The 22799-nt window shown below is 43.3% G+C and carries 19 protein-coding genes and 1 tRNA gene; 4 read left to right on the plus strand and 16 right to left on the minus strand.

The window, feature by feature from the left end; translation table 11 throughout:
• Positions 1-481: 481 nt before the first annotated feature.
• Genes FTV43_RS09910 through FTV43_RS09945 form a run of 8 tightly spaced genes read right to left on the minus strand, consistent with a single transcriptional unit; the run spans position 482 to position 8193 of the window.
• Positions 482-1327 carry a hypothetical protein gene (locus tag FTV43_RS09910; RefSeq protein ID WP_179995396.1) on the minus strand — a complete coding sequence of 282 codons (846 nt, stop codon included), beginning with the start codon at positions 1325-1327 and terminating at the stop codon, positions 482-484.
• A 10-nt stretch (positions 1328-1337) separates the two neighbouring features.
• The gene (gene aroB / locus FTV43_RS09915) at positions 1338-2417 is read right to left on the minus strand and encodes a 3-dehydroquinate synthase (RefSeq protein ID WP_179995397.1); all 1080 of its coding nucleotides are present in this window, start codon (positions 2415-2417) and stop codon (positions 1338-1340) included.
• Positions 2418-2447: 30 nt separating this feature from the next.
• Complete coding sequence (gene aroK / locus FTV43_RS16015; RefSeq protein ID WP_104852648.1) at positions 2448-2978, minus strand: shikimate kinase AroK; 531 nt, start codon at positions 2976-2978, stop codon at positions 2448-2450.
• Positions 2979-3015: 37 nt separating this feature from the next.
• Positions 3016-5151 carry a type IV pilus secretin PilQ gene (locus FTV43_RS09925; protein WP_179995411.1) on the minus strand — a complete coding sequence of 712 codons (2136 nt, stop codon included), beginning with the start codon at positions 5149-5151 and terminating at the stop codon, positions 3016-3018.
• A 60-nt stretch (positions 5152-5211) separates the two neighbouring features.
• Positions 5212-5736 (minus strand): pilus assembly protein PilP, encoded by a 525-nt coding sequence (locus FTV43_RS09930; protein ID WP_104852650.1) that lies wholly within the window; start codon positions 5734-5736, stop codon positions 5212-5214.
• Complete coding sequence (locus FTV43_RS09935; RefSeq protein WP_179995398.1) at positions 5733-6503, minus strand: type 4a pilus biogenesis protein PilO; 771 nt, start codon at positions 6501-6503, stop codon at positions 5733-5735. Before FTV43_RS09935 ends, FTV43_RS09930 begins: the two co-directional genes overlap by 4 nt.
• Positions 6500-7135, minus strand: coding sequence for a PilN domain-containing protein (locus FTV43_RS09940; RefSeq protein WP_004974461.1), 636 nt, complete (start codon positions 7133-7135; stop codon positions 6500-6502). The genes FTV43_RS09935 and FTV43_RS09940 overlap by 4 nt, the downstream gene beginning before the upstream one ends.
• On the minus strand, positions 7135-8193 hold the full coding sequence (locus tag FTV43_RS09945; RefSeq protein ID WP_004974460.1) for a pilus assembly protein PilM: 1059 nt from the start codon (positions 8191-8193) through the stop codon (positions 7135-7137). Before FTV43_RS09945 ends, FTV43_RS09940 begins: the two co-directional genes overlap by 1 nt.
• Positions 8194-8362: 169 nt before the next feature.
• Here FTV43_RS09945 and ponA point away from each other — a divergent pair, with 169 nt between their 5' ends.
• Positions 8363-10912 (plus strand): penicillin-binding protein PBP1a, encoded by a 2550-nt coding sequence (ponA, locus tag FTV43_RS09950; protein ID WP_179995399.1) that lies wholly within the window; start codon positions 8363-8365, stop codon positions 10910-10912.
• A 70-nt stretch (positions 10913-10982) separates the two neighbouring features.
• Here the strand turns inward: ponA and FTV43_RS09955 are convergent, their stop codons facing one another.
• The 8 genes from FTV43_RS09955 to FTV43_RS09990 form a co-directional block, all read right to left on the minus strand.
• Complete coding sequence (locus FTV43_RS09955) at positions 10983-11786, minus strand: putative RNA methyltransferase (RefSeq protein ID WP_179995400.1); 804 nt, start codon at positions 11784-11786, stop codon at positions 10983-10985.
• Positions 11787-11857: 71 nt separating this feature from the next.
• Positions 11858-12976: a phospho-N-acetylmuramoyl-pentapeptide-transferase gene (gene mraY, locus FTV43_RS09960; protein WP_019836136.1), complete on the minus strand. Its 1119-nt coding sequence runs from the start codon at positions 12974-12976 to the stop codon at positions 11858-11860.
• Complete coding sequence (gene murF, locus FTV43_RS09965) at positions 12977-14386, minus strand: UDP-N-acetylmuramoyl-tripeptide--D-alanyl-D-alanine ligase (RefSeq protein ID WP_179995401.1); 1410 nt, start codon at positions 14384-14386, stop codon at positions 12977-12979.
• 9 nt (positions 14387-14395) lie between these two features.
• Entirely contained in the window at positions 14396-15889 is a 1494-nt protein-coding gene (locus FTV43_RS09970) for a UDP-N-acetylmuramoyl-L-alanyl-D-glutamate--2,6-diaminopimelate ligase (protein WP_179995402.1), read from the minus strand.
• Positions 15890-15899: 10 nt separating this feature from the next.
• Positions 15900-17723 carry a penicillin-binding protein PBP3 gene (gene ftsI, locus FTV43_RS09975; RefSeq protein WP_179995403.1) on the minus strand — a complete coding sequence of 608 codons (1824 nt, stop codon included), beginning with the start codon at positions 17721-17723 and terminating at the stop codon, positions 15900-15902.
• A 12-nt stretch (positions 17724-17735) separates the two neighbouring features.
• Positions 17736-18068 (minus strand): cell division protein FtsL, encoded by a 333-nt coding sequence (gene ftsL / locus FTV43_RS09980; protein ID WP_171287420.1) that lies wholly within the window; start codon positions 18066-18068, stop codon positions 17736-17738.
• A gap of 8 nt (positions 18069-18076) precedes the next feature.
• A complete protein-coding gene (gene rsmH, locus FTV43_RS09985; RefSeq protein ID WP_004974437.1) occupies positions 18077-18988 on the minus strand; it encodes a 16S rRNA (cytosine(1402)-N(4))-methyltransferase RsmH in 912 nt (303 codons plus the stop codon).
• 197 nt (positions 18989-19185) lie between these two features.
• On the minus strand, positions 19186-20199 hold the full coding sequence (locus FTV43_RS09990; protein WP_096901291.1) for a sulfate ABC transporter substrate-binding protein: 1014 nt from the start codon (positions 20197-20199) through the stop codon (positions 19186-19188).
• Between the two features lie 504 nt (positions 20200-20703).
• Between FTV43_RS09990 and FTV43_RS09995 the strand changes: the two genes are divergently transcribed.
• The 3 genes from FTV43_RS09995 (at position 20704) to FTV43_RS10005 (ending at position 22774) form a co-directional block, all read left to right on the plus strand.
• Positions 20704-20991 carry a hypothetical protein gene (locus FTV43_RS09995; RefSeq protein WP_019838212.1) on the plus strand — a complete coding sequence of 96 codons (288 nt, stop codon included), beginning with the start codon at positions 20704-20706 and terminating at the stop codon, positions 20989-20991.
• Between the two features lie 141 nt (positions 20992-21132).
• On the plus strand, positions 21133-22641 hold the full coding sequence (gltX, locus tag FTV43_RS10000) for a glutamate--tRNA ligase (protein WP_154320243.1): 1509 nt from the start codon (positions 21133-21135) through the stop codon (positions 22639-22641).
• A 57-nt stretch (positions 22642-22698) separates the two neighbouring features.
• Positions 22699-22774 (plus strand) — tRNA-Ala (locus tag FTV43_RS10005).
• The last annotated feature ends 25 nt before the right edge of the window (positions 22775-22799 follow it).

Below are 22799 nucleotides of genomic sequence, written 5' to 3' on the forward strand. Positions count from 1 at the left end.
TCAACCTTGGGTAAATGAAATGTCACACATTTATTCCAATCAATACCGATTAAAAAGCCTGAGTGACCGATTCATCATTTACGCAACTTTTACACTTTAATGTAGCAGGCAAATTTGACAGTTTCGCACAATCATTGAATCTTTTTTGCGCCAAAATAGGGACAACAACTCAATTCACGCACCAATAAAAGCAAAAACAATGCCAACTTTATTTTTTATTCGCACATGAGCCAAATCTCAGCTTTAACCCTAAAAATGTAAAATCAGATCACATTTTTAAGTCAAATTCGCACTATTTTTGTGCATTTCATTATTTTTATACACCATGCTGCGCCATTTTAGAACGCATTTTTTAGTGAGAAGAATAGTTTTTTTAGATCAAATTGGTGCAATTGAGCCAAAATAGACAAAAAGGATAAAGCTCAAGTAGCTATTTGAATGACTCGACTTGAGCTAAAAAGCGTATTGGAAGTGTTTATGATTAGTTAAAAGGATCGCGCACTTCAGGTTCAGGTGCATCTGGCTGAGCAGGTGCTGTACCACTTTGTGATTTTTGTACATCAACGACATTACCCTCCTGATCACGGCGGGTAATTGTAGTGCTAGTGGTACTATTTTGCGGTGCAACAGTCTGCGTAGTCGGTGCAGTCGTTGTGGTTGCAGGTGGACGTGCCAAAGCACTTTCATCTATTTTAGGCACAGCTGCAGGACGTAAATTTACCGCATATAGCTTAGTGCTCAGCCCCATTTCATCCGCCCCTAAATCATTGACATAAGGACGATAGTCAGCAAATTGCACCACAACAGGCTGAATCGTTTCAGGAAATTTGAATGGCAATGCGGTCAAAGTCTGTGCAGCGTCGCGTTTATTGCCAAAACTGCCGTATAACATCACATATTGTTCAGCCTGCCCCTCACCGCTTAAACGGATATAAAACAGCTTGCTCCGATCTGTTTGCTTTTTAATAAAACTTTTAATGATGTTTTCATCATTGACCCGAAACAGTTCAATCGTGCTGTTATTTTTTTGTTCCTGAATAAATTTAGTACCGCGATATTCAGCCTCATGCAAACCAGAAGCTGTTAAACGCGTGGTGAGTTCCAAAGGGCGGACTTCTTCTTGCAAACCACCCAAATAGGTGGTTGCAGCAACCTTTTCGGGTTGAATTTGTAATTCAATTTCAGACTCTGGTTGTTTTTCAATTTCAACCAGTTCTTCACGGTCAGTCATCGCCCAAAAAATCAGTGCCGCCAATAAACACAGCACCGCGCCCAGCAACCAAATTGACTGTTGAATTTTTTGCCAGTGTGTACGCAGTGCTGTCATATGCTGCCTTTTATGCTTGATTGGCTAAAATCGCCTGTTTCATCAATTCTAAGTCAAACTCTTTGGTGATGATGGCTTGACCCAATTGCTTCATGAGCACCAAACGTAATTGACCATTCAGCACTTTTTTATCGTGTGCCATATAAGCCAAAAACTGATCCAGTGGAATTTGCGGACATACTATCGGTAAATTGGCGCGAGAAATGATATTTTTTGTACGCTCTACATCTTCGGCAGAAATCCAGCCCATACGCTGTGATAAATCGGCTGCCATTACCATCCCTGTCGCAACAGCTTCACCATGTAACCATTTACCATAGCCCAAATAAGATTCAATTGCGTGCCCAAAAGTATGCCCAAGATTCAATAAAGCGCGTTCACCTTGCTCTTTTTCATCATTGGCAACAATACGCGCTTTATGTGCACATGAACGATATACCGCTTCTGCCAGTACAGCAGGATCACGCGCCACTAATGCTTCCATGTGCGTTTCAAGCCATTCTAGAAACTCGACATCACCCAAAAGCGCATATTTAATGACTTCGGCTAGGCCTGCAGACAACTCACGCTCAGGTAAAGTATTCAGTTGCGACATATCGGCCAGCACCACTTGGGGTTGCTGAAACGCGCCAATCATGTTTTTACCCAATGGATGATTAATCCCTGTTTTGCCACCGACACTTGAATCGACCTGCGACAATAAAGTGGTCGGTACTTGAATGAAGTACACTCCACGCTGAAAACTTGCCGAAGCAAAACCTGCCATATCTCCAATCACGCCACCGCCCAAAGCCAGCACCGTACAATCACGGTTAAAACCAGCTTCCAGCAAGGCATCAAAAATAAGGGTGAGATGCTGAATATCTTTGTATTTTTCTCCATCAGGCAAAATACAGGTTGCCACTTTCTTGCCCAGTGCTTCAACAGCCGTCACATAGTGATTTAAATACAAAGGTGCAACCGTGGTATTGGTCACAATCATGACTTGCTGACCTTTAATATAAGGTGCAAGTAATTCTTGGGGCTGAAGATCACTGCCAATAAAAATTGGGTAACGGCGATCGCCAAGTTCAACGTGTAAAGTCTGCATGAAAAAGTCGCTTTCTACCTAAGATATTTGCTATGAAACAATCGTATTTAAGATTTTTTGCGCCAAATCACGCGCAGCACCCTGATTAGTTTCGATAATATAATGTGCCACCTCACGATACAACGGATCACGCACTGCAAGCAAATCACGTAATCTTTGTTCGGGGTTTTCGACTTGAAGTAAAGGACGGTTTTTATCGCGATAGGTTCGCTGAAGTTGAATTTCGACAGGGGTATATAGATAAACAACAATACCACGTTGTTTTAAGAAGTCTCGATTCGGGGCTTGAGTCACCGCACCGCCACCTGTAGCAAGTACAAGTTTATGCCGTGTGGTTAACTCATCAATAACCGCTGTTTCACGACTACGAAACCCTTGTTCGCCTTCTTTTTCAAAGATCCAAGGAATCGTAGCGCCAGTTTTGCGTTCAATTTCATGATCACTGTCTAGAAATTCACGCCCTAACAATTCCGCCAAATGGCGTCCTACAGTGGTCTTGCCTGCCCCCATCGGCCCTACCAAATAGATATTTGGTAGGGTGTCAAACTCTTTGCTTAGCAAGGAGTCACCTATAAATTTTGTTTAAATTGAAAATATATTAATGATTTCTTGAAACACTGTCATTAACAATTCGTGGTGTAACAAAAATCAGCAACTCACGTTTGTTTTCCGACTTAACATCTTTCCGGAATAAACGTCCGATATAAGGAATATCGCCCAAGAATGGAACCTTGGTTTGTGAGTTAGCCGTTTGTTGTTCAAAAATACCACCCAAGACCACAGTTTCACCATTATCTACCAGAACATTGGTATTCACGGCGTTTTTGTTAATGGTGAGCTGACCTGTTGGTGTTGGTAAACCTGGTGAGTCACTGGTGATATTTAGTTGCATTTGGACTTTACCATCAGGCGTGATACTTGGGGTCACATCCAAACTTAAAGTCGCATCAATGAATTCTGTGGTAGATACTGCATTGACACCCCCACCCTCAGAAGATTGATACGGAATTTGCGTACCCGATGCCACTTTGGCATTTTGCTTATCTGCAGTCAGAACTTTTGGTGTCGAAATCACTTCACCGTAACCATCTGCTTGTAATGCAGACAATTCCAAATCTAGCATAAAGTCAGACAAGCTGATTAAACCAAATGCAATACGGCTAGCACCAGCACTGGTCACACCCAAATCGACATTCAGGTTTTGTGGACGTTCAATTTCGTACTTCCAACCACCCGTATCACTATCTTTTTCTGGTTCACGCAAGTTCCACAAAGTCGTATCGCTACCACCCACCAACAAGTGGTTATTATTGGTAATCCCTTGTGACAAGATGCCCCACTTCACCCCCATTTCTTTGGTGAAATCTGTGGTTGCACGAACAATACGTGCTTCAATCATCACTTGCTTCACAGACACATCTAGCAAATCAATCATTTGACGAATCTGATCAATTTTTGCTGATGTATCGTTAATGATTAAGGTATTGGTCCGTGGATCTACTGAAACAGTCCCGCGTGGGCTTAGCAAGCTACCAACGCTATCGCCTAATGGATCAGTACCTGTATTGGTATTTGAACCACCACGTGATGCATTCTTGCCTTGCGTAATTAGTTTTTCAATATCTGCCGCTTTGGCATAGTTCAATTGAATATATTCAGTTTGTAGTGGCGCCAGTTTCACACTTTGCGCAATCGCTTTGGCTTCTTCTTCTTCGGCTTTAATCAATTCAGAAACAGGTGCAATCCAAATCACGTTGCCATTACGACGCTTATCTAAGTTTTTGGTTTTCAGGATAATATCTAAAGCCTGATCCCAAGGTACATCTTTTAAACGTAAGGTAATGTTGCCTTGCACAGTGTCTGCTGCCACCATGTTAATGCCTGTGAAATCAGCCAATAACTGCAATACACGACGCACTTCGATGTCTTGGAAATCCAGTGAAATCTTTTTGCCTGTATAGCTTTGCGCTGCACGCGGTTTAAACGGGTTTTTATCGACAGGGCGTTTTAAGCTGATGGTTAGCTTGTCTTCTGCCTGATATGCCATATATTCATAGCTGCCTGCAGCTTGAATGGTAATCACGCCATTGCTGCCATCATTATGTGCATCAATGGTCGACACAGGTGTTGCAAAGTCATTTACATTTAAACGGCGTGCCAAATGTGTTGGTACTTTATTGCCTAAAGTACGCACCACAATTTTGCTGCCTTGCTGCTGCACATCTACAGGCGTATTGCTACCGAGTAGATCAATCACCACCTGACCTTCGCCTTCACCGCCACGCTGGAAACCAATATTGGATACACCTTGCGCACTACGTTGGGCAGTCACGGCAGCCACAGGGGTTGCCGTTGTTGAGTTGATTTTTAAAATAAAGGTGTTGCCTTCAACACGCGTGGTAAATGCGCCCGCATCGGCCAAGTTCACAGTTAAACGTGAACGCTGTGCATCTGAGCTTACCTCTACAGAGCTGGCTTCTTTGGTCGCGACTGCAACGCTGTTTTGTTTCAGCGTTTGTTGCGCTTTATCAAAATCTAAAATCAAGCGGGAAGGTTGTTCCAGCTGATATGCTGCAGGTTGAGGTGGCAAACCATTAAACATGACACGAATTTCGGTGCCCTGTCCCGGAATTTGCATGGGTACGATGTTGGTAATGCTGACTTGGGCATTGGCAACTTGCATCACTGCCATTGCGACTGCGCCCATTGAAAACTGACGGAACAAATTGTTCATTGTATTACCATCCCCAAAAATAAAATCTTTCACACTGTTATTCATTTTTATTCCTTTAATTTATGGCGCAGGCCCAATTAAAACTAAACTTCTTGGACGTTCTACATAACCTTCACGACCATCTGGAATAATTTCGATTAAATCAATTTGTGTAGGTGTAATATTCACCACACGACCATGATTTACCCCCATATAGCTACCACGCTGGATACGCTCAATTTCACCATCAGGTGTTTGAATCAATGCCAAAATTTGACCATTTTGACGCATACTGCCTTTCATGGTCAGTGACTCAAGTGCGTAATTTTCCAGTGGTTGTAGCTGGCGAGCAAGGTTCGGATAAACGCGCTTCCCTGCCATAATTTTAAGCTCTGCCGCCAATGAACTTGGCATAAATGGGCTTTTGAGCTGGTGTGCTGCATAGTTAAAGGTTGGTGCAGGCTCAAACACAGGTGCAGGTTCAATGGGTAGTGGTGGCTGATTACGAATTTCAGCCATTTGTGCATTGACTGCATCAATCCGTGAATCACAACCAACCATTAATACAGTTGCCAACAGGGCTAACGAAAGCTTTTCAATTTTCATTTTTTACCCCTTTTCGCAGTATTATTTACTCTTTTATTACTCTTCTCGCTATTCGCAGCAGTATCGGTTGCACTGCTTTCCATTGTAGTTTGCGCATCTGCACTGCCTACATAACGATAAGTTTTTGCTTGCGCTTTATAGGTTACTTGCGGAATATCGGTTTTCTTGTCTTTATTTTCAGTCGCCACAATTTCAAAGTCGTGCATGGTCACAATACGTGGCAATGCTGCTGTACCGCTTACGAATGAACCAAAGGCATGATAATCGCCTGTCGCTTCAATTGAAATTGGCTGTTCAATAAAGAACTCTTGTTTAATTTCGTTCTCTAAACGAATGTTTTTAAACTTCAAACCTGAATTCACGCCTGTGACGTTAATATCTTCAACTAAACCTGGAATTTCAGTTTCTTTTGGCAATTGTTCAAGTTGTTGGTTAAAGTTCGCTTCCATTTCTTGTAATTGCGCTTGATATTGCTGCAAATTACGCAATTTAGAATCTTTTTCACGGAACTCGTTTAATAAATTCTGTTCTTGTGCATGCGCTGCTGCAATGGCATCTAACTTTGGCTTGATTACGACAAAGTAACCTAAAGCTAGAATCAGGAAAATAATAAAAATCCAGCAGGTAATTTTGACCGAAAGTGGCCAAGCACCATAATTGTTAGGATCTAGGGTATTGAACTGTTGAAAAAACTTTTCAACTGTCATTTTCTTTTTCGGAGCAACAGCAGCATCCTGATTTACTTCATCAAATTCATCGAGACTCATTGTGCTGCCCCCGCTGCTGATGTTGAATTAGATTCTGTTGGTGTTACTGGAATTGCAATTTCTTCTAAATCTGAAGTTACTACAAAAGTACCGTAACTTTCCTCTACACGAGGAACCACAGAGCTTGGTGCTTTATCTTTATTTTCTTCTTTGGCTAAGAATGAATTCATAAATGCATTGCGATACCACGGCGATGCTTCCAAATTACGCAAGAATTCAGCCACAGTATTTGGACTTTCAGCCTTGCCTTCAAAAGTGAATTTGTTGCCTGTACGGCTCACTTTGGTTAAGTACATATTGCTTGGTGTCACACGCACCAATTCATCCACCAAACGCACGGCAATTGGACGCTGACTTTGTAAGCCCTGAATAAGCTTCATGCGCTCAACAATAGCATTACGCTGTTCTTGCAAGCCTTCCAAAGATTTTAATTGTACATCTAGGTTTTGGTTGGTACTGATCACCAATTGATTGGCTTGTTCTTGATCTTGTAACTTCGCGTTGTAGAAGAACCACGCCAAAGCCACCAATAACACCCCAACAGCAGCCGCTGCAATACAAAATACAATAAATTCTTTTTTACGTTTTTCTCTTAGCTCATCGCGCCAAGGGAGTAAGTTAATCTTTGCCATTAATCAAAACTCCTCATTGCTAAACCACATGCCACCATCAATGACGGCGCATCACTTTCAATTCTTTTAATGTCGATTTGTGGAGAGAAGCCCATTTGCAAGAATGGATTGGCAATGGTCACACGGTAGCCCAGTTTTTGCTGCAACAACTTCGCAAGACCTGGAATATTGGCATTCCCCCCTGCCAATAAAATGTGATCAATTTCGTTAAATTGTGAAGATGAGAAAAAGAACTGCAATGAACGTGCCGCTTGTTGCACCACCGCTTCTAAGAACGGTTCGAGCACCTCTACATCGTAGTCATCTGGCAAAGTACGGCTTTTTTTCGCACGTCCTGCTTCTTCATACGACAAACCATAACGGTTTTGAATTTCTTGTGTCAGCTGCTTACCGCCAAAGGTTTGCTCGCGGGTATAAATAATTTTGTTATTTTGCAGTACCGACAAGGTGGTCATGGTATGACCAATATCCAAAATACCAATGGTGTTCACACCCATTGGCAGGGTATCGGAGAACACTTTAAAGGCATTTTCGATGGCAAAACTTTCGACATCGGCAATTTTGGCTGTCAAGCCGCCCAACTCCAATGCTTCTACTCGTGCTTCTACGTTTTCTAAACGTGTTGCAACCAGTAACACATTGACTCGGTTTGGATTGGCTAAACGGTCTGGTTGGACTTCAAAGTCTAGGCTGACTTCATCTAATGGGAATGGAATATATTGCTCGGCGTCCATACGAATTTGAACTTCACGCTCATCGCTGGTCATATCTGCATCCATTTCAATGATTTTGGTAATCACCATTGAGGTTGGAATTGCTAATGCTGCAGATGTAGATTGCGTGTTTGCTAAGTTCAATGCACGTTCAAGCGCATCCCCGACTGCTTCTGGATTGAGAATGTTTTTTTCAACCACACTGCCTTCTGGAAGTGGGACCAGCGCATAGCTCTCGACCCAGTATCTACCATTCTTAACAGAGAGTTCTAATAACTTAACAGAAGTAGAACTAATATCTACACCTATTAACCCCTTACTTGGCTTACGATATAACCTACGCACAATAGTACCATTCCTATTATTTTTTTATCCCCAAAAAAATTTAACCTACTAATCCGCGCTGGTCTATAATTTTTTACGGATACAATAATTCATCTAACAATCCGTAAATCTACTCGCTATACTGACCAGCAATTAGTTTGCTATTAGCGCTTATTAAAACGCACTTGTTATGAAAAAGCTATCTTGTTCGGGTCGTGTTCATCCATTTTTTTTGATCATAATTATAATTTTGGTCGCAATACCGATGGGTTTCTATGGCATGTATCTCTATATTGCCCCATCTTTGCCAGAAATGACCACCTTAAAAAAAGCGCCATTATTAAAACCATTGCAGGTTTATAGTGCCGATAATGAGCTAATTGCCGAGTATGGCGGCAAGCTTTCTGTGCCTGTCGATTATGAACATATTCCTGAAAAATTTATTTTTGCGTTCTTAGCAGCCGAAGATTCTGCTTTTTTTGAACACAGTGGGATTAGCTTCAAAGGCTTGGGGCGCGCGGTGAGCGAGGCGGTAACAGGCTCCAATGTGCAAACTGGCGGCTCGACCATTACTATGCAAGTGGCAAAAAACTATTATCTCAGCCCTGATCGTACTTTAAAGCGTAAACTCACCGAAATCTTTTTAGCACGTAAAATTGAACAGAACCTGAGCAAAGAAGAAATTTTGACTTTATACGTCAATAAAATCTTTTTGGGTAAAAATGCCTATGGCATCGCGGCAGCTGCCAAAATTTATTACAACAAAAGCTTAGAAGAGCTGACAATTGCACAAATGGCGATGATTGCAGGCTTACCTAAAGCACCTTCACGCTACAATCCAGTGGTGAATCCTGAGCGTGCTTTAGAACGTCGTAACTGGATTTTGGGGCGTATGCTGCAACTGGGCTATATCAACCAAAATGAATACCAAAAAGCCATTGCTGAACCCATTAATTTAGATATGCCAGACCGCAGCATCAGCAATAAACATCCGTATATTGGTGAAATGGTGCGTGCTGAACTGGTTAGTAAATTTGGCGAACAAGCGGTTGATTCGGGCTATAAAGTTTACACCACGGTAGACAGCAAACGTCAGATGTATGCAGAACAGGCGGTACAAGAAGGCTTAGAAGCCTATGACCGTCGCCACGGCTGGCGTGGTGCAGAGGCACACGACAAACCGCTGAATGAGTTTCGTGCTTATGCCAACACCTACCCTGCGCAAGTCAGCAAAGTGCTGAATAATTCTTTTGAAGCGTTAATGCAAGATGGCACAACAGTTACTGTACCATGGTCAGGTATGTCTTGGGCGCGCCCCTATCGCAATGCCAACAGTGTAGGCAATGCGCCAAGTCGTGCGGCACAGATTGTAAAAGTCAAAGATATTGTCCGTTTACGTCCAAATGAAAATAAAACCGCTTGGTCATTGGTACAAGTACCGAAAGTGCAAGGTCAATTGGTCGCAATTAACCCGAATAATGGCGCCATTGAAGCGTTGGTCGGTGGATACAACTTCTATCAATCTAAGTTCAACCGTACTTTACAAGGTTGGCGTCAACCGGGTTCCACCATCAAACCTTTTGTGTATGCTCTGGCTTTAGAGCGTGGTATGACGCCACACACCATGGTCAATGACAGTCCAATCACCATTGGTAAATGGTCACCACGTAACTCCGATGGTCGCCATTTAGGCATGATTCCGTTACGTCGTGCTCTCTATTTATCTCGTAACACGGTTTCGGTACGCTTATTACAAGAAGTCGGTATTGAGCGTACCCGCCAACTATTCATGGATTTTGGTTTGCAGGAAGATCAGATTCCGCGTAACTACACCATTGCATTGGGTACGCCACAAGTTCTTCCTATTCAAATGGCCACGGGCTATGCCACTTTTGCCAACGGGGGTTACCGTATTCAACCGCACTTCATTAACCGTATTGAAGATGCTTATGGCAAAGTGATTTATCAAGCTAATCCTGAATATGCCTGTATTGCTTGTATTAACGCCAAAGAACAAACGCTGGAAAGTGCCGAAACCACCACGCCAGATGATGAAGTGATTGAAGTGACCAATAAAAAACTGGCACAAGCTGAACAGGATCCACAATTATTGGCAGAGCGTAGTCAGTACAAACAGGCACAACGTATTTTAAAATCTAGCTCGGCGTATGATATGTCCAATATTTTACGTGACGTAATTCAACATGGTACTGGACGTGCTGCGCTCAGAATTGGTCGTGGTGATATTGGCGGTAAAACAGGAACCACCAACGATGCAAAAGACGCTTGGTTCGCAGGTTTCAACGGCAAACTGGTGACTGTGGCTTGGGTGGGCTTTGACCAACCAACAACTTTAGGACGTCGTGAATATGGGGGGGTTGCAGCGCTGCCAATTTGGACAGACTTTATGGGCAATGCACTTAAAGGCACACCTGAAGCATGGGTCAGTTTAGACAGCAAAGCCAAAGCGCCACAACGTGAACTCAATCAAATGAATGCAGAACAGAAGCAGGATTATCGTGCTTCACCGCCATTGGCACGTCCACTGTATCGACCTGCACCTGTTGCGCCAGCACGTGCGCCTGAGCGAGATTTTGACGACTTACCAGGCGAGGAAGTGTTAATTCCTGACAATGCTGCACCGCCTGCCATGCAAGCGCCAAGCAACAACCCTGCTAAACCCAATGCAGCCAAACCTGCTCCCGATGCATTAGAAAACTTAATTGATGAAGTCTTATAACCGCAGATAAGCAGTCAGAAAAAAGCCCTCTTACGCAAAGATGAGGGCTTTTTTTATGGGCTATTCAAACTTACTTTTTCTGAAACAGATAAATTTGATGCTGTGCTGTCACGTCAAACTCGGTTTGCTGTTCCAATGCCTGACGGCGCTCTGCTTTAGCTTTATAGGCATAAGGTGTCATAGCAATTAAATGAATTAAATCGTTTTGATTGAGCTGTAACGGCGTTTCCACCACGCTAGCATCGACTAAATCAAAGTCATCTTGCAATTGAGCGATAAATTTTTCAGGTTCATGCGGCTTCACTTCTTCAAACAAAGCTTGACGCATCGCCAATAAATGCTCAGGCGCAGGCGTTACTACCAACAAATAGCCTTGTGGTTTTAAAACCCGCAAAATTTCCTGTTGTGGAATTGGGCTAAACAAGCTGGCACATAAATCAATACAATGTTCTAAAACAGGCAAAGTTGCCCCTGTCCCCACCACCCAAGTCACTGCGGGATTCAGTTTCGCCGCCACTTGTACGGCATTCTTGGCAATATCCACCCCGACACACTGCAACACTTCGCCTTGCATGGCAGCGGTGTAATAGCCTTCACCACAGCCAATATCCAACAAATTTTCGATGCGTAAGGTGCGAATTTTTTGCACCACTGCCTGTTGCAAGGGCGCATAATGCCCTGCACTTAAAAATGCACGACGTGCCTGCACCGAAGCAGGTGTATCCCCCGGATTTTTACTGTGCTTATGCTGCACCACATGCAAATTGACGTAGCCTTGTTTCGCAACATCATAGCTGTGATTGCTGGCACAACGCCACGTTCGATCATGCAGTTGCAATACCTGACGACACACAGGACACATCAGCAAATTCATCATTTTCTCCAGAGTGAACCACATAAAAAAGTCGGCGAGTGCCGACTTTTAAAATTTTCGGTTGGATAGGCTTAACGTAATTTTAAAGTCATTAAACCTAAAACCACCAGCATAATTGTGATAATCCAGAAACGAATCACCACTTGAGTTTCACGCCAGCCTTTCTTTTCATAGTGGTGATGCAACGGCGCCATTAAGAATACCCGTTTATTGCGCATACGTAGTGAACCAATTTGCAGAAATACCGAAATTGCTTCAACTACAAACACCCCACCCATAATCGCAAACACGATTTCCTGACGTACCATCACGGCAATCGTACCCAGCATTGCCCCCAAAGACAATGCGCCGACATCGCCCATAAAGACTTGTGCAGGATGCGCGTTATACCACAGGAAGGCTAAGCCTGCTCCAATCATCGCGGCACAGATTACCACCAACTCAGACGCATATTTCACATAAGGGATATGCAAATAATCAGCAAAACGAACATCCCCCGCCAAGTAGGCAAAGACGCCCAAACCTGCCGCAACCAACACGATTGGCATAATTGCCAAGCCATCTAAACCATCAGTTAGGTTCACCGCATTTGAGGCACCGTTAATTACCAAATAGGTAAAGATAATGAAGCCAATACCGAGTGGAATCAACGACAATGGAATGCTGAAATCTTTAAAAAATGGAATCAACACATCCAGCATATCTGCGGTTTGTGCAGGATTTGGCTGTTGGGTTGCAATCACATACAACGCAATACCCGCACCCAATGATGCTACCGAAGTCCAGAAGAATTTTTTACGCGCAGGCAAACCCGCATTGTCTTTGTAGCGAATTTTAATCCAGTCATCTGCCCAGCCTACAGCGCCAAAAATGACCATGACCGCCAGTACAATCCAGACGTAAGGGTTAGATAAATCTGCCCATAATAGGGTCGAAATACCAATGGAAAGCAGGATTAATACCCCGCCCATGGTTGGCGTACCCATTTTTTTGGCATGCCCTTCAGGTGCATAAGAGCTGACTGCCTGACCGTATTTTAATGCTTGTAATTTACGAATCATCACAGGGCCTAGCACCAAACCGATGCCAAGCGCAGTCAATACACTCAGTAATGAACGTAATGTTAAATAACGAACCACCTGAAACGAGCTGTTATAGCCCGCCAGCTGTTCAAATAACCATAACAGCATTTAAATTTTCTCCATCAATGCAGCCATCAACGTTTCCATATGGGTATAACGAGAACCTTTAAATAGGAAACTCATGGACTGAGGTTGATGTGTTTTTACCAGATCAATTAAAAACGGCAAGGCTTGTTCTTGAGTGACAAAAGCCTGTAATTTTTTTCCATATTGGGTACTACGCGCACCTTCTTGGGTCGCAGGTGCAAATTCACCGACCGCCACCACAAAGTTGATGCCACGAATAGACACCAAGTCACGCCCCAACATATAGTGCTGTTGTGCTGCACTGTTGCCCAGTTCACCAATATCACCAATTACCATAACTCGCACGCCTGTTTGCTGCGCAAGAACTTCGCCTGCAGCACGCATAGAGGTTGGATTGGCATTATAGGTGTCATCAATGAATAAATGGGTGCCTTGCTGAATAAAGTTCAAACGACCTTTTGCCCCCTGAGCCTGTTCTAAGCCTGCGACAATATCATCTAAACTTACGCCAATTGCCAGTGCAAAAGCGGCAGCAGCCGTAGCATTCTGAACATTGTGTTCACCCGCGAATGGCAAGTGAATCTGACGCACACCTTGTGCGGTATTTAAACAAAAACGTGCTGATTGTGGCTGCAACTGAATGTCTGTCGCAAACACATCACCGCCTTCACCAAAACTTAGACGCTGTTCCGACTGAACCGCTTGCTGAATCTGTTCGGCAAAATCATCGGCAGCAGGGACAATCGCTGTACCTTGCGAGGCAATATGTGCATAAATTTCAGACTTGGCCCGACAAATACCATCACGCCCACCAAACTCACCCAAATGCGCAGTACCAATATTGATAATGCCTGCCACCTGCGGCTGCACCAAGTTTGAGGTGTAATCGATTTCACCTTGATGACTGGCGCCCAATTCCATCACTGCATATTGATGGCTAGCATTCAACTCCAATAACATCATCGGCACACCCAAGTCATTATTCAGGTTGCCACGGGTAATTAAAGTCGGTGCCAAACGTGACAAAATACTACCGAGCATTTCTTTAGTGGTGGTTTTACCGCTACTGCCTGTTAACGCAATCACTTTTAATTGAGGATGTTGCTGACGACGAAATGCGCCCAAGTGTCCTAAAGCTAAACGGGTATCAGGCACGACCAATTGGCAAATATCTGCGTCTACAGGCTGGCTGACAATTGCCATAGAACAGCCCTGAGTCGCCACTTGTGCCACAAAATCATGCGCATCAAAACGCTCACCTTTTAAAGCCAAAAAGGCATCGCCTGCTTCGGCATGACGTGAATCGGTTAAAATACGTTTAATCTCGCCTTGCGGTGCTTGCCCATTGAACCAATAACCCTGTGTTGCCTGTTTGAGTTGTTCGGCAGTCCAAGGTTCTAAAATTGCGGTACTGGTGGTGGAAGTGTGCATACAAATTCCTTATTGCGCAGGATAAGCAGAAGGTGAACAATGCTGTGCATCTATCGCAGATTGCACTTCAACCACATCGTCAAACCAGTGTCTTACCCCATCTATTTCTTGATAGTTTTCATGACCTTTGCCTGCAATCAAGACAATATCGCCTGACTGTGCATGTTTGACTGCATATTTAATCGCTTCACGGCGATCATGAATTTCATGCGTTTGTGCTACTGATAAATCTACACCTGCCTGCATATCGGCAAAAATTTGCAAAGGATCTTCTGTACGCGGGTTATCAGAAGTCAAAAGCACAACATTGGCATAGTCCAATGCCGCTTGAGTCATCAGTGGGCGTTTACCACGATCCCGATCTCCACCGCAGCCAAACACCGCCCAAAGCTGTGCGCTAACATGGCGTTTTAAGGTTTGCAACACTTGAATTAGGGCATCTGGCGTGTGTGCATAATCCACCACAAATAAACGCTCTGCATCACGCAACACTTGCATACGCCCCGGTGCGCCTTTAAGTTGTGCAGTCGTGTGTATTAAATCCTGTAATGCAAAACCTGCTTGCTCTGCTGCGATTAAACTCGCGACCAAGTTTTCAACATTAAAATGTCCGAGCAACGGACTTTGCACCACATATTCTGCCGTAGCAGTTTGTAGATGGAAACGTACACCATTCAGACTGTATTCAATCTGCTGTACTTGATAGTCTGCCGCTTGCTGCGTGGAATAAGTCAAAATTTTCGGTTGCGCAGGGTTCTGTTGCGCCGCTTGCAACATGATCCCAGCATATTCATCATCTAAATTGACAATTGCAACTTTTAAACTGGCAAACTGAAACAGCATGGCTTTGGCTGCAGCATACGCCTCTAAAGTACCGTGATAATCCAAATGATCACGGCTCAGGTTGCTATATACCGCAATTTCAATATCGCAGCCATTTAAGCGCCCTTGCTCCAAGCCATGTGAACTGGCTTCAATTGCGGCAAATTTTGCCCCTTGTTGTGCATAGCTGTATAAAGCATTTTGCAGTTGCAAGGCATCTAAAGTGGTATGTGTTGAAGCTTCCAAATTGGGCAAAATTCCGTTGCCTGTGGTGCCCATGACTGCACAGCGTTGAGCTTGCAACATCAACAATTCAGCAATTAAGCGGGAAATGGTGGTTTTACCATTGGTACCCGTGACTGCAAGCACACGTGCCAAAGGTACAGGCTGTCGTGCTTGTAAATATTGTTTTTGCCACTGCCCCATGCGCTGACGCACATCTGGCACCACCAAATTATTGGCAACTGCCAATTCAGTTTCCGAAATCACCGCCAAAGCACCTTGATCTAAAGCTGCTTGCGCAAATTGTGCGGTTTTTTCAGGCTGCGACAAACTGGTCAGGGCAATAAAAATTTGTCCTGCTGTTACATGGCGGCTGTCAAGTTGAAAGCCCTGAAAGTCTTGTGTCATCCAATCTGCAACGCGAGAACTGCGATAAATATGTTGAAAGCTGATAGACATGCGTCACCTGTTATTGGATGTTGGGAGTTTCTAAAGGTTTATCTAAAGGTACGTTCATTAAACGTAAAGATTCTTGCATCACACGGGCAAATACAGGCGCTGCCACCAAACCACCATAATACTGTCCTGTTGGATTTTCCACCACGACAACCATGGCTAAACGCGGATCACTGACTGGCGCAACCCCAGCAAACAAGGCACGATATTCAGTCTGTGAATAGCCTTTGCGGTCTGCACGAAGTTTATGCGCTGTTCCCGTTTTACCTGCAACCCGATAGCCTGGAATATTGGCTTGACGTGCCGTACCACCAGGTAACGTTACGGCTTCCATCATCAGTAGAACTTGATCGGCAATTTTAGCATCAACAATTTGTTCGCCTTTAGGCTGTTCTTCTAATTTGTATAAACTCAGCGGCATTTTTACGCCTTTATTGGCAAGCATGGCATAGGCATCTGCCAATTGCAGCACAGTGGCGTTCAAACCATAACCATAGGACATGGTCGCCACTTCCGACACATTCCACTTGCTTGGCGGCAAAATTAAACCTGCACTTTCACCCGGAAATTTCACTGCAGAACGCGCACCAAACCCTAAACGCTTATAAAAAGTCGGTAAGGTTGCATACGGTAAAGATAAAGCAATTTTCGCCACACCCACGTTTGACGATTTTTGGATAATTCCCGCCAAAGTCAGTGAGCCATAATTGTGGGTATCACGAATGGTGTGATTACCCACCCGCATTGAACCACCACTTAAATTGACCACGGTATTCGGTGAATATTTGCCACTTTCCAGTGCCATTGCCACCGTCATAGGCTTCATGGTCGAACCCGGTTCAAAAGAATCCACCGCACCACGGTTACGCATGGCATCTTTATTGGACAAACTTTTTTTGTCATTCGGGTTATACGACGGCCAACTGGTCATCGCCAAAATTTCACCCGTTTTCACATCTACCGCAATTGCTGTGGCTGAACGGGCATTATTTGCCACCCCTGCTGCAGTCAATTCACGATACATAATGTATTGCAAACGTGAGTCGATACTCAGGGTAATATTTTCGCCCGGTTCAACCTCTCTCACCACTTCTGGGTCTTTGACACGGTTACCCTTTTTATCGCGCACGATTTGCTGTTCGCCATCCACGCCTGCCAAGCGGGTATTTAGCTGCATTTCCAAGCCTTCAATGCCTGTGCCTTCACTATTGGTCAAACCAATAATTTGTGCATTCGGCTGTGGCTGCGGGTAATAACGCTTATAGTTTTTCTCGGTATATACCCCTTGGAAATTACGTTTTAGAATCAGCTCTGCCTGTTGCGGCGGCACTTCTTTTTGTAAAACCAAATAACGTGAACGCGGACGCTCGTTCATTTTATTTTTCAGTTCTTGGCGATCCATCCCAACTGCATCGGCAAGTTCATCTAAATTCAAGTTTTTATCTGGCAATTGACGCTGCAATTTACGACTGGTCGGTTTTTTTTCCAACTCGGCTGTAATTTCTTCAAACAGTTTTTTATTGTCAAAATAATCACGTGGATCAATCACCACTTTCATTACAGGGGTACTAATTGCCAAAGGCACACCGTGGCGATCATAAATCACCCCGCGCATAGCTTTGAGCTTTTCTGTTCTTAAAATATTGGCATTGGCTTTGTTTTGTAAAAAGTCATGGTTCACAATTTGCACATAAAAAGCACGTCCCACCAGTGCCACGAACACCAGCAGTACCACAGCCCACATTAAGTAAAAACGCCACATTTCTACATGAATGGCATTTTTTCCAGTTACCGATTGCTGTTTCTTTCGGGTTTGCTTTTTACGCGTATCGACCATGTGCAACTCGCCTTATTGTTGTTCTGAGGTTGTAGGCAAAGAAATCACCACAGTTTGCGGTGCGGGCGGTGAATACATACGCAGTTGCGTCACCGCACGGGTGCCAATTTGTGCAGTTGCACCAAAGGTCTGCTGTTCAATTAACAAACGCCCCCATTCGGCATTTAAGTCATCTCGCTCGCGCATATAAGAACTCAGCTCACGATAATCATGGCGATATTCAAACACTTGAAACACCACCATAATCGCGCTGATAAATACCAGCGCCAATAAAATAAAATAGGCGACCATTTTTTTCAGTCGCACTTGAGATTGATTTTTTTCAACGGTTTCAGTTTTCATTATTGGCCTTTTCAAGCTAATCGTTCTGCAACACGTAGCCATGCGCTGCGTGAGCGTGGATTGGCTTTGACTTCTTCATCACTGGCACGCACACGTGATATTTTTTTCAATCGACGTGTATCTTGTTGCTGTTGTGGCAAGCCCCAACCCGAATCTTCAGGCAGGCTCGATTCTTTTTGAATAAACTGTTTAATTAAACGATCTTCCAAAGAATGGAAGCTAATTACCGCCAAACGACCTTCGGGTTTTAACACCTCAACGGCTTGCGGCAAGAAGTTTTCAATATCTTCTAATTCTTTATTAATCGCAATACGAATTGCCTGAAAAGTACGTGTTGCAGCGTGTTTGTTTTTTTCCCACTTCGGATGGGCAACTTTTACAATTTCAGCCAATTGTGCGGTAGTTTCAATATAACCCGCCTGTTTAATGGCTTTGGCAATACGGCGGCTATAACGCTCTTCACCATATTGAAAAATCACATTGGCTAAGGCTTCTTCTTCAATATCCACCAGCCATTCTGCCGCAGTCGGGCCTTGTGAGTTGTCCATACGCATATCAAGCGGGCCATCTTTCATAAAGCTAAAACCGCGTTCTGCCTGATCTAGCTGTGGTGACGACACGCCTAAATCGGCCATCACACCATCGACCTGAGTGACGCCCAAATCATTCAACGCTTGCTGCATATCGGCAAAACTGGCATGAATAATCTGAAAGCGCGAATCTTGCTGCGCCAATTCTGCTGCCACGGCCAAAGCTTGTGGATCTTTATCAAAGGCATAGACTCGTGCCTGCGCATCCAATTTGGATAACAACAAACGCGTGTGTCCACCGCGTCCAAAGGTGGCATCGACATAAATTCCTGTATTGCGATCTGCCAACACGGCATCAACAGTTTCATGAAGTAATACAGAAATATGCGACATAAGGTTCAATCAATACAGCTAAAATGTAACTGCACATTATTACCTTGTTTTGGCAAAGCTCCAAACGTCTTTTTGTAGATAAATATTACTTTCCATAGGGAAAACCGTTTTTGACTTTTTTAAAGCACAAAAAAATCTCCGTAGAGATTTTTTTGTGTGCCAATCCAATAAAAGATTAGCCGAAAATGGATATCTGTTTAACGCTTAGTATTATAAATTTGGTCGAAAATCGCACCATTCACAAAATGTGTTTTTTGTGCATTTTCCCAGCCACCGAACACTTCATCAATCGTGAAGGTTTTTAATTTCGGGAATTGTGCTGCATATTTTGCAAGGACTTTTTCATTACGTGGACGGTAGAAATGCTTAGCCGCCATTTCCTGACCTAAAGGTGAATATAAATAGTTGATATAGCCTGTCGCTAACCATTTATTGCCATTTTTTTCTACTGTGCGGTCTACGATTGCCACCGAAGGTTCAGTCAAAATAGAAATAGATGGATAAACAATATCAAACTTGTCTTTGCCTAAGGTTTTTAAAGTTACAAGGGCTTCATTTTCCCAAGTCAACAACACATCACCAATGCCACGTTCAGCAAATGTAGTCATCGACGCACGTGCTGCCGAATCCATCACTTTTACATTGTGGTACATCTTGCCCACAAATTCTTGCGCTTTGGCCTTAGAGCCGCCCGGCTGCTTTTCTGCATAACCCCAAGCCGATAAATACACCCAACGTGGCAAACCACCTGTTTTCGGGTTAGGGGTAATAATTTGTACGCCTGGTTTGGTTAAGTCATTCCAGTCTTTAATGTTTTTCGGATTGCCTTTACGCACCATAAAGACGATGGTCGAGGTATAAGGCGCAGAGTTATGAGGAAATTCTTTTTGCCAACCTGCTTGGATTTGACCTGACTTTACAATTTCTTCAATGTCATTCGCCAATGCCAAAGTTACGACATCGCCCTTTAAACCATCGACCACAGAACGCGCTTGCTTGCCTGAACCACCATGTGATTGTTTAAAGTTGACGTCTAAACCTGTACGTTTTTTCCAGTACTGACCAAACGACTTGTTAAATTCATCATAAAATTCGCGGGTCGCATCATACGATACATTTAAAAACTGACGATCTGCAGCCTGAGCAGTCGTTGCAGCAAAACCTGTTGCCAATAGCGCAGCAGCCAATAAAGCTTTCAATTGAGTTTTCATTACAGCACACATCACCTTTAATCTGTCGCTCAATATATGCAATGCTCAGGCGCTGCGCAATTTGTAAAAAACATGCAAAAAATGATTAAATTCAAATAATTTAGCTTTAATTAATTGTTTTTAATCAATTTAATTCAAGATGCGGCGTTTATTCCAAATTTATACCTTTTTATGGATTAGATATATGAAAAGTGAATAAAACTTTGATCCGTTTTTAGACTCAACGGTAAAATAAGCGACATCACAGCAATCAAACCCGCTTCAAAACTATTTTATTGTGACTTTTGTAACAATCTTCACGATATCTCCACAGTTGTTTGTTACAACATGTTCTAAATCAAAGATCATCTGAAAAATCGGTATATAGTGAGTAAATAATGATAAAGATCTTATTAAGAGTGTGACGCAAATCTACTTTTGTTATGATTTTTGTGATTAAATATTAAAGTGATTAAAACAATTTATAAATTGTGAGTTCATTCATAAAGGAAAGGGGGAATCAAGATGAAATCTAAACTCATATGCGCAGCATTACTCACTTTAAGCACAGTCAGTCACAGTGCTGTGATCAAGTCTACTGAAAGTAAAACCCATTTAACTGCGGAAAAGGGGTCTTTAATTGAAAAAGCCCTTACCCAACAAAAACAGGCAGACAAGCAAAAGTTTGAATCAAATAATGATTTAAAAGTGCTGACTTCCATTCATGTCGCTCCAACTCAAAATTTCTTTGCCTTGCAAAATCAGCGTTTTAGCCGTTTTGTACAAGCCTTATTCCCGCAAGATAACTCATAACTCCGCATTAAATTCACTGCCTTTGATCCCCTTTTCAAATGCAGTTGAAACGCCCAAGTACAGAATGTTGAATTTAACATTAAGTACTTGGGCTTTTTCGTTATAATGGTTGCAATTTACATTTTGAATTAATTTTTGCTTATGACTGTTCGTACTCGTATCGCGCCTTCTCCTACTGGTTTCCCGCACGTGGGAACAGCGTATATCGCCTTGTTTAACTTATGTTTTGCCAAACAACACGGTGGTGAATTTATTCTTCGTATTGAAGATACTGACCAACTGCGTTCAACTCCAGAATCTGAAAAAATGATTTTGGATTCATTGCGTTGGTTAGGCTTAAATTGGGCAGAAGGTCCAGATGTCGGCGGCCCGCATGCACCGTATCGCCAATCTGAACGTATGGATATTTATAAGCAATATGCCTTGCAATTGGTTGAACAAGGACATGCTTTCTATTGCTTCGCTACTAGCGAAGAACTGGATCAAATGCGTGCAGAGCAGCAAGCACGTGGTGAAAGCCCGCGCTACGATGGTCGTGGTTTAAACTTGTCTGCAGATGAAGTACAGCGTCGTTTAGCCGCAGGCGAAGCGCATGTTATTCGTATGAAAGTGCCAACCGAAGGCGTATGTAAATTTAACGACATGCTACGCGGTGAAGTGGAAATTCCATGGGCGCAAGTCGATATGCAAATTTTACTGAAAACCGATGGCTTACCAACTTACCATTTGGCGAATGTGGTCGATGACCATTTGATGCAAATCACTCACGTGATTCGTGGTGAAGAATGGATTCCATCGGCACCGAAACACCAATTGCTTTATCAATATTTTGGTTGGGATATGCCTGTGTTATGCCACATGCCATTGTTGCGTAACCCAGACAAATCAAAATTATCTAAACGTAAAAACCCAACTTCAATCAACTACTACAAAGACATTGGCGTATTACCTGAAGCTTTGCTGAACTATTTAGGTCGCATGGGTTGGTCAATGCCAGATGAAAGTGAAAAATTCACCTTAGCCGAAATGATTGAACACTTTGATATTCAACGTGTTTCACTAGGCGGCCCTATCTTTGATGTGGAAAAACTCAATTGGCTGAATGGTCAATGGATTAAAGCGCTTTCACCTGCTGAGCTGTTAGATACCTTATTGGCTTGGAAAGCAGATCGTGCCAAATTGGAAGAGATTGCTGCCGCGATTCAACCGCGTATTAATTTACTCTCAGAAGCGGTCAATTGGTCTGCACATTACTTCAACCATTTCCCAAGCTTGAGCAAGGAACAGTTTGAAAGTAAAAAACTGTCTGAAGAACAAGTGCGTCAAAGCCTACAATTTGCAATTTGGCGTTTAGAAAGTCTATTTACTTGGAACAACGACACGGTGAGCCAAACCCTAATGGATTTAGCCAACCAAATGGAAATCAAATTGCGTGATTTCATGCCTGCGTTCTTTATTGCAATTGCAGGTTCAACCGCATCTACACCTGTGATGCAAACCATGGTCACCATTGGTCCTGACCTGACCTTTGCACGTTTGCGTCATGCCTTAGAAGTGGTTGGCGGACCAAGCAAAAAAGAAGTTAAAGTCTGGGAAAAACTGAATGAAAGCATCAAATTGCCGAAAAATGATGCAATTGATCCAGCTTAATTCATTTTTTTGTTGACGTGTGCGCGCAATAGCCCTAATATTGCGCTCACACAGACTGGGGTCATAGCTCAGTTGGTAGAGCGCTACAATGGCATTGTAGAGGTCAGCGGTTCGATCCCGCTTGACTCCACCAAGTTTAAATAAGGCTTTACCTGTGT

Source organism: Acinetobacter sp. YH16053, from assembly GCF_013417035.1.
In the GTDB taxonomy this organism is placed as follows: domain Bacteria; phylum Pseudomonadota; class Gammaproteobacteria; order Pseudomonadales; family Moraxellaceae; genus Acinetobacter; species Acinetobacter towneri.

Coding starts and splice junctions, on each gene's coding strand:
- FTV43_RS09910 (WP_179995396.1), bottom strand. CDS start 1,327: ATGACAGCACTGCGTACACACTGGCAAAAAATTCAACAGTCAATTTGG.
- aroB (WP_179995397.1), bottom strand. CDS start 2,417: ATGCAGACTTTACACGTTGAACTTGGCGATCGCCGTTACCCAATTTTT.
- FTV43_RS09925 (WP_179995411.1), bottom strand. CDS start 5,151: ATGAACAATTTGTTCCGTCAGTTTTCAATGGGCGCAGTCGCAATGGCA.
- FTV43_RS09930 (WP_104852650.1), bottom strand. CDS start 5,736: ATGAAAATTGAAAAGCTTTCGTTAGCCCTGTTGGCAACTGTATTAATG.
- FTV43_RS09935 (WP_179995398.1), bottom strand. CDS start 6,503: ATGAGTCTCGATGAATTTGATGAAGTAAATCAGGATGCTGCTGTTGCT.
- FTV43_RS09940 (WP_004974461.1), bottom strand. CDS start 7,135: ATGGCAAAGATTAACTTACTCCCTTGGCGCGATGAGCTAAGAGAAAAA.
- ponA (WP_179995399.1), top strand. CDS start 8,363: ATGAAAAAGCTATCTTGTTCGGGTCGTGTTCATCCATTTTTTTTGATC.
- FTV43_RS09955 (WP_179995400.1), bottom strand. CDS start 11,786: ATGAATTTGCTGATGTGTCCTGTGTGTCGTCAGGTATTGCAACTGCAT.
- mraY (WP_019836136.1), bottom strand. CDS start 12,976: ATGCTGTTATGGTTATTTGAACAGCTGGCGGGCTATAACAGCTCGTTT.
- murF (WP_179995401.1), bottom strand. CDS start 14,386: ATGCACACTTCCACCACCAGTACCGCAATTTTAGAACCTTGGACTGCC.
- FTV43_RS09970 (WP_179995402.1), bottom strand. CDS start 15,889: ATGTCTATCAGCTTTCAACATATTTATCGCAGTTCTCGCGTTGCAGAT.
- ftsI (WP_179995403.1), bottom strand. CDS start 17,723: ATGGTCGATACGCGTAAAAAGCAAACCCGAAAGAAACAGCAATCGGTA.
- rsmH (WP_004974437.1), bottom strand. CDS start 18,988: ATGTCGCATATTTCTGTATTACTTCATGAAACTGTTGATGCCGTGTTG.
- FTV43_RS09990 (WP_096901291.1), bottom strand. CDS start 20,199: ATGAAAACTCAATTGAAAGCTTTATTGGCTGCTGCGCTATTGGCAACA.
- FTV43_RS09995 (WP_019838212.1), top strand. CDS start 20,704: ATGAAATCTAAACTCATATGCGCAGCATTACTCACTTTAAGCACAGTC.
- gltX (WP_154320243.1), top strand. CDS start 21,133: ATGACTGTTCGTACTCGTATCGCGCCTTCTCCTACTGGTTTCCCGCAC.